Source organism: Pseudomonas sp., from assembly GCF_030683065.1.
Lineage (GTDB): Bacteria > Pseudomonadota > Gammaproteobacteria > Pseudomonadales > Pseudomonadaceae > Aquipseudomonas.
The window spans coordinates 63,179-73,683 of the sequence record NZ_JAUXMX010000012.1 but is presented as its reverse complement, the minus strand read 5'-3'; the positions used below and the strand labels follow the sequence as shown (position 1 = coordinate 73,683).

The 10,505-nt window shown below is 59.3% G+C and carries 9 protein-coding genes; 8 read left to right on the top strand and 1 reads right to left on the bottom strand.

What is annotated here, in order from left to right; genetic code table 11:
- The 3 genes from Q8K09_RS03100 to lpxC all read left to right on the top strand — a co-directional run.
- On the top strand, positions 1–343 hold a 343-nt coding region (locus Q8K09_RS03100; protein ID WP_305253558.1), incomplete at its 5' end, for a cell division FtsA domain-containing protein.
- A gap of 54 nt (positions 344–397) precedes the next feature.
- The gene (ftsZ, locus tag Q8K09_RS03095; protein WP_305253557.1) at positions 398–1,591 is read left to right on the top strand and encodes a cell division protein FtsZ; all 1,194 of its coding nucleotides are present in this window, start codon (positions 398–400) and stop codon (positions 1,589–1,591) included.
- Positions 1,592–1,703: 112 nt separating this feature from the next.
- A complete protein-coding gene (gene lpxC / locus Q8K09_RS03090) occupies positions 1,704–2,615 on the top strand; it encodes a UDP-3-O-acyl-N-acetylglucosamine deacetylase (protein ID WP_305253556.1) in 912 nt (303 codons plus the stop codon).
- A 122-nt stretch (positions 2,616–2,737) separates the two neighbouring features.
- On the opposite strand, the gene Q8K09_RS03085 is transcribed toward lpxC, so the two are convergent.
- Complete coding sequence (locus Q8K09_RS03085) at positions 2,738–3,193, bottom strand: DciA family protein (RefSeq protein WP_305253555.1); 456 nt, start codon at positions 3,191–3,193, stop codon at positions 2,738–2,740.
- A gap of 81 nt (positions 3,194–3,274) precedes the next feature.
- Between Q8K09_RS03085 and Q8K09_RS03080 the strand changes: the two genes are divergently transcribed.
- The 5 genes from Q8K09_RS03080 (at position 3,275) to Q8K09_RS03060 (ending at position 10,344) form a co-directional block, all read left to right on the top strand.
- Positions 3,275–4,204, top strand: coding sequence for a M23 family metallopeptidase (locus tag Q8K09_RS03080; RefSeq protein WP_305253554.1), 930 nt, complete (start codon positions 3,275–3,277; stop codon positions 4,202–4,204).
- 304 nt (positions 4,205–4,508) lie between these two features.
- Entirely contained in the window at positions 4,509–7,244 is a 2,736-nt protein-coding gene (gene secA, locus Q8K09_RS03075; RefSeq protein ID WP_305253553.1) for a preprotein translocase subunit SecA, read from the top strand.
- Positions 7,245–7,406: 162 nt separating this feature from the next.
- Positions 7,407–8,624 carry a bifunctional glutamate N-acetyltransferase/amino-acid acetyltransferase ArgJ gene (gene argJ, locus Q8K09_RS03070; RefSeq protein WP_305253552.1) on the top strand — a complete coding sequence of 406 codons (1,218 nt, stop codon included), beginning with the start codon at positions 7,407–7,409 and terminating at the stop codon, positions 8,622–8,624.
- 137 nt (positions 8,625–8,761) lie between these two features.
- A complete protein-coding gene (locus Q8K09_RS03065) occupies positions 8,762–9,394 on the top strand; it encodes a glutathione S-transferase family protein (protein WP_305253551.1) in 633 nt (210 codons plus the stop codon).
- Positions 9,391–10,344 carry a Nudix family hydrolase gene (locus tag Q8K09_RS03060; RefSeq protein ID WP_305253550.1) on the top strand — a complete coding sequence of 318 codons (954 nt, stop codon included), beginning with the start codon at positions 9,391–9,393 and terminating at the stop codon, positions 10,342–10,344. Before Q8K09_RS03065 ends, Q8K09_RS03060 begins: the two co-directional genes overlap by 4 nt.
- Positions 10,345–10,505: the final 161 nt, after the last annotated feature.

Genomic DNA, 10,505 nt, shown 5'->3' with positions numbered 1-10,505 from the left:
CGAGCTGTTCACCCTGATCCAGGCTGAACTACGGCGCAGTGGTTACGAGGACTTGATCCCGGCGGGCATCGTGCTCACGGGTGGCACGTCGAAGATGGAAGGCGCGGTCGAACTGGCCGAAGAGATCTTCCATATGCCGGTTCGCCTGGGCATGCCGCAAGGCGTCAGGGGCCTGGGCGACGTCGTACGCAATCCGATTTATTCCACCAGCGTGGGCCTGTTGCTATATGGCCTGCAGAAGCAGGCTGACGGCATTTCAATGTCTGCCATCAGCAGCTATGGCGATGAAGCCAAGGCGCCAGTATTCGAGCGTTTGAAGCGCTGGGTACAAAGCAATTTCTGATTTAACAACCGCTTATGCAGTAGGCGTTACAACTAGAAAGCAAAGGAGAGGGAAATGTTCGAACTCGTAGACAACATCCCGCAAAGCGCGGTTATCAAGGTCATCGGTGTGGGCGGCGGCGGCGGCAATGCTGTTAACCATATGTCGAAGAACAATATTGAAGGCGTCGAGTTCATCTGCGCCAATACCGATGCACAGGCACTGAAAAACATCGGCGCGCGCACCATCCTGCAGTTGGGCACTGGCGTTACCAAGGGTTTGGGCGCCGGCGCCAACCCTGAAATCGGTCGTCAGGCCGCCATGGAAGACCGCGAGCGCATTGCCGAGGTGCTGCAAGGCTGCGACATGGTCTTTATCACCACTGGTATGGGTGGCGGTACCGGCACTGGCGCTGCGCCGGTGATCGCTCAAGTGGCAAAGGAAATGGGCATTCTCACCGTCGCTGTGGTGACTCGTCCGTTCCCGTTTGAAGGCAAGAAGCGCATGCAGATCGCTGAAGAGGGCATTCGCGCTCTGGCGGAAAGCGTCGACTCGCTGATCACTATCCCCAACGAAAAACTGCTGACCATCCTCGGTAAAGACGCCAGCCTGCTGTCAGCGTTCGCCAAGGCTGACGATGTACTGGCCGGTGCCGTACGCGGTATCTCCGACATCATCAAGCGTCCGGGCATGATCAACGTCGACTTTGCCGACGTGAAAACCGTGATGAGCGAAATGGGCATGGCGATGATGGGCACTGGCTGCGCCAGCGGTCCGAACCGTGCGCGTGAAGCCACCGAAGCGGCGATCCGCAACCCGCTGCTGGAAGACGTCAACCTGCAAGGCGCGCGCGGCATCCTGGTGAATATTACTGCCGGCCCTGACCTGTCCCTGGGTGAGTACTCCGACGTGGGTAACATCATTGAGCAGTTCGCTTCCGAGCACGCCACCGTCAAGGTTGGCACCGTGATCGATCCGGATATGCGCGACGAATTGCACGTCACTGTGGTCGCCACGGGTCTGGGCGCGAAAATCGAAAAGCCGATGAAGGTGATCGACAATACCGTGCAGGTAACTACCAGTAATTCGGCGTCGACAGCCACTGCGCCAGCATCGCGCGGCGAGCACAGCGTCAATTACAAGGACTACGAGCGCCCCACCGTTCAGCGCCAGAGTCACGGCGGTGCTGCTGCTGCAGCCAAGCAGAATCCGCAGGATGATCTTGATTACCTGGACATCCCGGCCTTCCTGCGTCGTCAGGCCGATTGATGGAATGTATCGGGAGTATTGGGGTGATTGGTGTTCAGCAAAGGCCGGTTCTGCTATTATCGCCGGCCATTGTTGAAAACAATTCGCAACTAGTGCTATAGCGGCCAAAGCCATGATCAGACAACGTACCCTGAAGAACATTATCCGCGCCACTGGCGTCGGCCTGCATTCCGGGGAGAAGGTATACCTGACCCTGAAGCCGGCACCTGTGGACACTGGTATCGTGTTCCGTCGTACCGACCTTGACCCTGTCGTGGAAATCCCCGCGCGGGCGTGCAATGTCGGTGAAACCACCATGTCGACCACGTTGGTCAGTGGTGACGTCAAGGTGGATACGGTAGAGCACCTGCTTTCGGCCATGGCTGGCCTGGGCATCGATAACGCCTACGTCGAGCTCTCCGCATCCGAAGTTCCGATCATGGATGGCAGCGCTGGTCCCTTTGTATTCCTGATTCAGTCCGCTGGTTTGCAGGAGCAGGAAGCGCACAAGAAATTCATCCGTATTCTTCGTGAAGTGACGGTCGAGGATGGCGACAAGCGCGCCACCTTCTTGCCTTTCGAAGGGTTCAAGGTGAGCTTCGAGATCGATTTCGATCACCCGGTTTTCCGCAATCGCACCCAGTCGGCCAGCGTGGATTTTTCCAGCACTTCTTTCGTTAAAGAAGTCAGTCGTGCGCGCACTTTTGGCTTTATACGTGACATCGAGTTCCTCCGTTCGCAGAACCTGGCACTTGGCGGCAGCGTAGACAACGCCATCGTGGTCGATGAGTTCCGTGTGTTGAACGAAGACGGCCTGCGTTACGAGGACGAATTCGTCAAGCACAAGATCCTCGATGCAATCGGCGATCTCTACTTGCTGGGCAACAGCCTGATCGGTGAGTTCCGCGGTTTCAAATCGGGACATGCCCTGAACAACAGCTTGCTGCGCGCCTTGATCGAGCAGCCTGATGCGTGGGAAGTTGTCACTTTCGACGACATCAATAGCGCACCTATTTCTTACATGCGCCCGGCTGCGGCAGTGTAAGCAACACCATCTGCACTTTTTTTGAAGCCACCTTCGGGTGGCTTTTTTCTGCGCAACAAACGCAGGTCTGTGCATTGGTCTGGCGACTTGCCTTGCAGTGTTTCGGTATTCCAGGCGGCGCGCTACTCGCTGGGGTTGCCATGCTTAGCCAGTCGTTCCAGGGCTGCACGCAGCTTGGGGTCGGTTATACCGTCAGCCGTTGCCTGGATGTTCTCCGCCGCAGCACTGGATAGGCTGATAGTGCGACCCGGTGCACGCCTCTCGGCAGTTGGCGGTTGCACCTTGAACAGGATCTTGGTTAAGGTCGCGAACTCTTCAAGCGTCTGCAGCTGCCTGAGCAGGCGCCGTTGTTGATAGCGCAAGCGGGTGGCCCAGTGGCCATCGGTAACTATAAGAAGCAGGCAGCCTTCGCGCCAGGACGCAACGTGGCAGTGTTCGCGGGCCGCGGGTTGCAGTTGGCTTTCAAGTAAGTGCTGCAGGCGATCAATGCGTTGCGCCTGACTGAACAGCGCTTTCAAGGGCTTCGCTTCGCGCATTAGTGCGGCAGGAGCTTTAGCCGGCAACGGACGAAACGACATGGCAGGACGCCTGAAATTGTGGGGTCTTCATGGTAGCAGAATCTCTGCTGCCAGCTTGGGCTCCACCTTAAAGGGGAATCCATGCACATTATTCTACTCAACCGCAGTCACGGCGCCGCGCGTTCGCTGAGCCTCGATTTACGCTGGTTGCTGGTTGCGCTGGCGATACTGATGGTTGCGGCTGTTGGTAGTGGCGTTGCGGTAGGGGCTTGGGTCGTACCGCACGCTGATGACACGCCGGGCAGCGCCCGTTTGACTGAGGCGTTGAGTCGGCAGCGCGCAGAAGTGGGCGCGGTGCGGGTCGATGCGCAGCGCCAGCTTGATGCCTTTGCTGCTCATGTCGCCGAGTTGCAGGCTCGCTTGACCCGTTTGGATGCGTTGGGCGAGCGCCTGACCGAGCTGGCTGATCTTGATTCCAGTGAGTTTGATTTTTCATTGAGTGTTGGCCAGGGTGGCCTCGAAGAAGAGCTGTTCGGTGGTTCGGCCTATGCACCGCCGTCATTCATCAGCACCCTCGACGATCTGGCCCTGCGCCTCGATAGTCGCGAGCAGCAGCTCGAGGTGCTTGAGCAGCTGATTGCCGAGCGTCAGCTTAATGAGGCTGAATACCTCGCAGGACGTCCGATAGTGCAAGGTTATATGTCGTCACCATTCGGCCGACGCACCGATCCACTGAGCGGGCGCCTGAGCGTGCATAAAGGCATGGACTTCGCCGCCAAGGCCGGCAGTGACGTGGTCGCGGTTGCGGCTGGGGTGGTGACCTCCTCGAACCGGCGTTCCGCTTATGGAAATACCGTAGAAATCAGTCATGCCGATGGCTACGTCACCCTGTACGCACATAACCAGAGCAACCTGGTTCAGGTTGGCGATCTGGTGCAGCGTGGCCAGGTAATCGCCAAGGTTGGTAGTACCGGCCGCTCTACTGGTGCTCATGTGCATTTTGAAGTCAGCCAAAATGGCTGGGTGGTCAATCCGGCCAGCTATATCGCTCGAGTCAGCGGCGACGAATAACCAGCCGTTGAAAGATTACTGCGCTTGGTTCTGGCCGTCGCAACGCAGCGAAGCGGCATAACAGCCGAAGGGTGAGCTGCGCGAGTCAACCAGCCGAAAAATGCGCATGCACAACTCGTACACGGCGGCTTCTGGGCTGACCTCGCCTTGGCTAGCCGTCGTTCGCTACATTTTAGGCGGCCTGATAACGCCGCTTTCTTCATCTCCGTTTCCGGGTAGAATGCCATCTCTCACGCAGCCATTAGGGCTGCATGGGCGACTCATGGGCCGCCCTCCATCCATACGCGTGGAAGACCCTGCCGATATGTTTGCGCCTTTGTTGAAAAAACTCTTTGGAAGCAAGAACGAGCGTGAAGTCAAACGCATGCTCAAGACGGTCCAGATCGTCAATGCCTTCGAGGAGCAGATGCTCGCGCTCTCGGATGAGCAGCTGCGTGCCAAAACTACCGAGCTAAAAGCCCGTCTGGCCAAAGGTGAAACCCTTGACCAGCTGCTGCCGGAAGCTTTCGCTGTGGCCCGTGAAGCGGGCAAGCGCGTCATGGGTATGCGCCACTTCGATGTGCAGTTGATCGGTGGTATGACCCTGCACGAAGGCAAGATTGCCGAAATGCGTACCGGCGAGGGTAAGACCCTGGTGGGGACATTGGCGGTCTACCTCAATGCGCTCGAAGGTAAAGGCGTGCATGTAGTCACGGTCAACGACTACCTGGCTCGCCGGGATGCCAACTGGATGCGTCCGCTGTATGAATTCCTTGGTATGTCGGTGGGTATCGTCACCCCGTTCATGCCGCCGGAAGAAAAGCGCGTTGCCTACGCTGCGGATATCACCTATGGCACCAACAATGAGTTTGGTTTCGATTACCTGCGCGATAACATGGCCTTCAGCATGGAGGACAAATTCCAGCGTGAGCTGAATTTTGCCGTGATTGACGAAGTCGACTCGATCCTTATCGACGAAGCGCGCACGCCACTGATCATCTCCGGTCAGGCCGAAGACAGCTCCAAGCTGTATACCGAAATCAACAAGCTGATCCCGACCCTCAAGTTGCACATTGAGGAGGAGGAAGGCGTGGTCACTCAGGAAGGCCATTACAAGGTCGACGAGAAGACCCGCCAAGTTGAATTGAATGAAGCAGGCCACCAGTTCATTGAGGAAGTGCTCACCGAGATCGGCCTGCTGGCCGAGGGCGAGAGCCTCTATTCGGCACACAACCTGGGCCTGCTGACCCATGTCTATTCCGGGTTGCGTGCGCACAAGCTGTTCAATCGCAATGTTGAATACATCGTGCAGAACGATCAGGTGCTGCTGATCGACGAACACACCGGCCGCACCATGCCGGGTCGTCGCTTGTCCGAGGGCCTGCATCAGGCCATCGAGGCCAAAGAAGGCTTGCCGATCCAGGCCGAGAGCCAGACCCTGGCCTCGACCACCTTCCAGAACTACTTCCGCCTCTACAAAAAGCTGTCGGGCATGACCGGTACTGCCGACACCGAGGCCTTTGAGTTCCATCAGATCTACGGTCTGGAAGTGATCGTTATTCCAACTAATCGGCAAATGGCGCGCAAGGACTTCAACGACCTGGTCTATCTGACCCAGGAAGAGAAGTACGCTGCCATCATCACCGATATCAAGGAATGCCAGGCCCAGGGTCGGCCGATTCTGGTCGGTACTGCGACCATCGACAGTTCTGAGTACGTTTCCAAATTGCTGGATCAAGAAGGCATAGAGCACAAGGTGCTCAACGCCAAGTTCCATGAAAAAGAAGCCGAGATTATCGCTCAGGCAGGACGTCCTGGCGCGCTGACCATTGCCACCAACATGGCTGGTCGTGGCACTGACATCGTCCTCGGTGGTAACTGGGAGGTCGAGGTGGCCGCCCTGGAAAACCCGTCGGCCGAACAAGTTGCGCAGATCAAGGCCGAATGGCAGAAGCGTCACCAGCAGGTGATCGAATCGGGCGGCCTGCATGTTATTGCCTCCGAGCGCCACGAGTCGCGGCGTATCGACAACCAGTTGCGCGGTCGCTCTGGCCGTCAGGGTGATCCGGGTTCCAGCCGTTTCTACCTGTCGCTGGAAGACAGTCTGATGCGCATCTTTGCCTCGGACCGGGTGAAGAACTTCATGAAGGCCCTGGGCATGCAGCCAGGCGAAGCAATCGAACACCGCATGGTCAGCAACGCCATCGAGAAGGCGCAGCGCAAGGTCGAGGGGCGTAACTTCGACATGCGTAAGCAACTGCTGGAATTCGATGACGTATCAAACGAGCAGCGCAAAGTGATTTATCACATGCGCAACAACCTGTTGGCAGCTGATGACATCGGTGAAACCATCGCCGAATTCCGCAAGGAAGTGCTGGAAGGCATCATCAACGAACATATCGCGCCGCAATCGTTGCCTGAACAGTGGGATATCGCCGCCCTGGAAGAGGCGCTTTACAGCAGCTTCAACCTGCGTCTGCCGATCCAGCAATGGCTCGATGATGACCACAAACTCTACGAGGAAACCCTGCGCGAGCGGATCCTTGACGAGCTGGTAACGGCCTACAACGAGAAGGAAATCGAAGCCAGCGCCGAGGCGTTGCGTACCTTTGAGAAGCAAATTTTGCTGCGTGTGCTCGACGACCTGTGGAAAGATCATCTGTCGACCATGGATCACCTGCGTCACGGTATTCATCTGCGTGGTTACGCACAGAAAAACCCCAAGCAGGAGTACAAGCGCGAGTCGTTCGCCCTGTTCCAGGAGCTGCTCAATTCGATCAAGCGCGACACCATACGGGTCTTGTCCCATGTCCAGGTGCGTCGTGAAGACCCGGCTGAGGAAGAAGCGCGTCTGCGCCGTGAAGCTGAAGCACTGGCCGAACGCATGCAGTTTCAGCACGCCGAAGCGTCTGCGTTGATTCAGCCAGACGCCATGGCTGAAGAGGGCGATGTGGCGGTTGCGCCGCCGCCAGTGCGCACCGAGCCGAAGATCGGCCGTAACGAGCCTTGCCCTTGCGGCTCTGGCAAGAAGTACAAGCATTGCCACGGCCAGGTCAACTAACCTCAGGCTGTTGAAACAACGGAAACCGGGGTGACGACTTTGGCCATGCTTGAGTCCGCCCTACAACGCCGCGAACGGCTTAGCCGCTCGCGGCGTTTTACCATCGACTTCGCTCGTGCCCGGTAGCGGTGCGACACTTAAATAACTCAAGGAGCACACCCTATGGCTGTTGGTCTTGGCCCGCTGTCTACCCTGCACCCGGTTCCAGGTTTCGAGTTGGGGATCGCTTCGGCTGGCATCAAGCGGCCCGGGCGCAAGGATGTGGTAGTCATGCGCTGCGCCGAAGGTTCCAGCGTGGCCGGTGTGTTCACCCTCAATGCCTTCTGTGCCGCACCGGTGATCCTGGCGAGAAAGCGCGTGTTGGGTGGCGTGCGCTATCTGCTGACCAACACGGGCAACGCCAACGCCGGTACCGGTGAGCCGGGCTTGCAGAATGCTGTGCGTACCTGTGCCACGTTGGCGCAGTTGGCCGGTGTCGATGAGAGTGCGGTGCTGCCGTTCTCCACCGGTGTGATCGGCGAACCCTTGCCGGTGGAGAAGATCGAAGGCGCCTTGCAGGCGGCTCTGGATGACCTGTCAGCCGATCACTGGGCCGAAGCGGCCACCGGCATAATGACTACCGACACTCTGCCCAAGGGCGCCAGTCGCCAGTTCGTGCATGACGGCGTTACTGTTACCGTCACCGGCATCAGCAAGGGCGCCGGGATGATCAGGCCGAACATGGCGACCATGCTCGGTTATATCGCGACTGACGCCAAGGTCAGCCAGGCGGTATTGCAGGACTTGCTGCGTGATGCCGCCAACAAGTCGTTCAATCGCATCACCATTGATGGCGACACCTCGACCAACGATTGCTGCATGTTGATTGCTACGGGCCAGGCGCCGCTTGAAGAAATTACCCAGGCCAGCGGCGCACTGTTCGCTGCGCTCAGGCAGGCGGTGTTTGAGGTGTCTATGGACGTGGCCCAGGCAATCGTCCGTGACGGCGAAGGTGCGACCAAATTCGTTACCGTGCAGGTCAACGGCGGGGCGACGTTCCAGGAGTGCCTGGACGTTGGCTATGCCGTGGCTCACTCGCCGCTGATCAAAACCGCGCTGTTCGCGTCCGATCCGAATTGGGGGCGCATCCTCGCTGCCGTGGGCTATGCCGGCGTAGCGCAACTGGATGTGAGCAAGATTGACGTATTCCTCGGTGACGTATGCATCGCCAGCCGTGGTTGCCGGGCTGCCAGCTATACCGAGGAGCAGGGCGCGGCGGTGATGGCCAAAGAGGAAATCACCATCCGCATAGAGCTGGGGCGTGGCACCTGCAGCGAAACAATCTGGACCACCGACCTGTCCCATGAGTATGTGAAGATCAACGCCGAGTACCGCACCTGAGGGCAGCCCGCGCTGTTAGGGCATGCCGAGTATTCCCGTTGTTCATGGGGGCATGAACAACGGGAATTTGCTATTGGACGTTGCGGCGCCTTAATGTCGAGCGACCCTCAGCAAGCGCATCACGCACGGAGTGCCCCATGTCTCTGGTTCTGGTTATCGGTAACAAGACCTACTCATCCTGGTCGCTGCGCGCCGCCTTGGCCATGGAGCTGGCCGAAGCGCCGTATAGCGAAGTACTGATCCCGCTCGATCGTCCAGATACCCACCAGCGCATCCTCGAACATTCGCCGACTGGCAAGGTGCCGTTGTTGAAGACCGAGGACGGGCCGGTGTGGGATTCCCTGGCGATTGGCGAGTACCTCGCTGAAAGCTATCCCGAGGCCTATCTGTGGCCGCGCGGCGAATACGCCCGCGCTGTGGCACGCAGTGTCTGTGCCGAAATGCACAGTGGTTTTACCGCGCTGCGTACGCACCTGCCGATGGACCTCAAACGCGATCAGGCGCTGGACGAGATCCCGGCGGATGCCGCGGCCGATATTCTGCGCGTCTGTGCGCTCTGGGCCGAGTGCCGCGCCACGTTCGGCGAGGGCGGCCCTTTTCTATTTGGTCACGCCAGCCTGGCGGATGCCTTCTTCGCCCCCGTCGCGGCCCGCTTGCACAGTTATCGATTGGTATTGCCCGAGGTGGCGGCGGCGTATGTCGCTACGGTCTACCAGTGGCCGGCATTTCAGCGCTGGTATCAGGCGGCGCAGGTGGAGCGGCTGGGATGAAGCGCATTCATGTAGCCGCCGCGGTGATCCGTGCCGCCGATGGTCGCATCCTGATTGCCAAACGTTCGGACGACCAGCACCAGGGCGGCCTGTGGGAGTTTCCTGGCGGCAAGGTGGAGCCGGGCGAGGCGGTAGAGGCGGCCCTGGCGCGCGAGCTAGAGGAGGAGCTGGGCATCCGCCCGACCATCGCCCGGCCATTGATTCAGGTGCATCACGATTACCCGGACAAGCAGGTGTTGCTGGATGTCTGGGAGGTCACGGCGTTCGTCGGTGAGCCCCATGGCGCCGAAGGCCAGCCGCTGGCCTGGGTCAATGCGCAGCAGTTGCTCGAGTATCCATTCCCTGCGGCCAACCAGCCGATTGTCGCTGCTGCCCGCTTGCCTGACCGTTACCTGATCACGCCCGAAGGGCTGACTGCGCAGGCGCTCTTGCAGGGTGTACGTGCCGCCCTGGCCGGCGGTATTCGGCTGATTCAGCTACGTGCGCCGGGCATGCTCGATGCCCATTACCGTGACCTGGCGCTGGATATCCAAGGACTCTGCGCGGGCAAGGCGCAGCTGATGCTCAAGGGGCCGCTGGCGTGGCTGGGGGATTTTCCGGAGGCGGGCTGGCACCTGACGTCCCGGCAACTGCACGAACTGGCCGCCAGCGGGCGGCCGCTGCCGACCGAACGCTGGCTGGCGGCGTCCTGCCACACGGCTGAGGAGCTGGCGATGGCCACGCAACTGGGGGTGGACTTCGTCACACTGTCGCCGCTGCAAATCACCCAGACCCATCCTGATGCAGCGGCGCTGGGTTGGGAGCTGGCGGCTGAAATGCTGCGCAGTTTCAAGCAGCCCGTGTATTTGCTGGGCGGGGTCGGCCCGCAGCACTTGGAGCAAGCATGGCAGGCTGGCGCTCAGGGCGTCGCCGGCATTCGCGCATTCTGGCCGCCGCAGGTCGAGGTCTAACCCGTCCGTTCGTTGTCCTTGAATACCCTCGTTTGCTGCGCGACAGCGCGGCGTCGAAGTCGCAGAGCAGAACGCCCACAGTACCAACCTGATCCTGCTGAGAGCGGCTACGTAGCGCAAAAATGTCAAATCGTGCTGGCACGCTTGAGGATTGAACGAAC

What these genes read in the sequence shown, in the direction of transcription:
- secA (WP_305253553.1), top strand. Translation starts at nt 4,509, where the DNA reads ATGTTTGCGCCTTTGTTGAAAAAACTCTTTGGAAGCAAGAACGAGCGT.
- Q8K09_RS03060 (WP_305253550.1), top strand. Translation starts at nt 9,391, where the DNA reads ATGAAGCGCATTCATGTAGCCGCCGCGGTGATCCGTGCCGCCGATGGT.
- Q8K09_RS03080 (WP_305253554.1), top strand. Translation starts at nt 3,275, where the DNA reads ATGCACATTATTCTACTCAACCGCAGTCACGGCGCCGCGCGTTCGCTG.
- lpxC (WP_305253556.1), top strand. Translation starts at nt 1,704, where the DNA reads ATGATCAGACAACGTACCCTGAAGAACATTATCCGCGCCACTGGCGTC.
- Q8K09_RS03065 (WP_305253551.1), top strand. Translation starts at nt 8,762, where the DNA reads ATGTCTCTGGTTCTGGTTATCGGTAACAAGACCTACTCATCCTGGTCG.
- argJ (WP_305253552.1), top strand. Translation starts at nt 7,407, where the DNA reads ATGGCTGTTGGTCTTGGCCCGCTGTCTACCCTGCACCCGGTTCCAGGT.
- ftsZ (WP_305253557.1), top strand. Translation starts at nt 398, where the DNA reads ATGTTCGAACTCGTAGACAACATCCCGCAAAGCGCGGTTATCAAGGTC.
- Q8K09_RS03085 (WP_305253555.1), bottom strand. Translation starts at nt 3,193, where the DNA reads ATGTCGTTTCGTCCGTTGCCGGCTAAAGCTCCTGCCGCACTAATGCGC.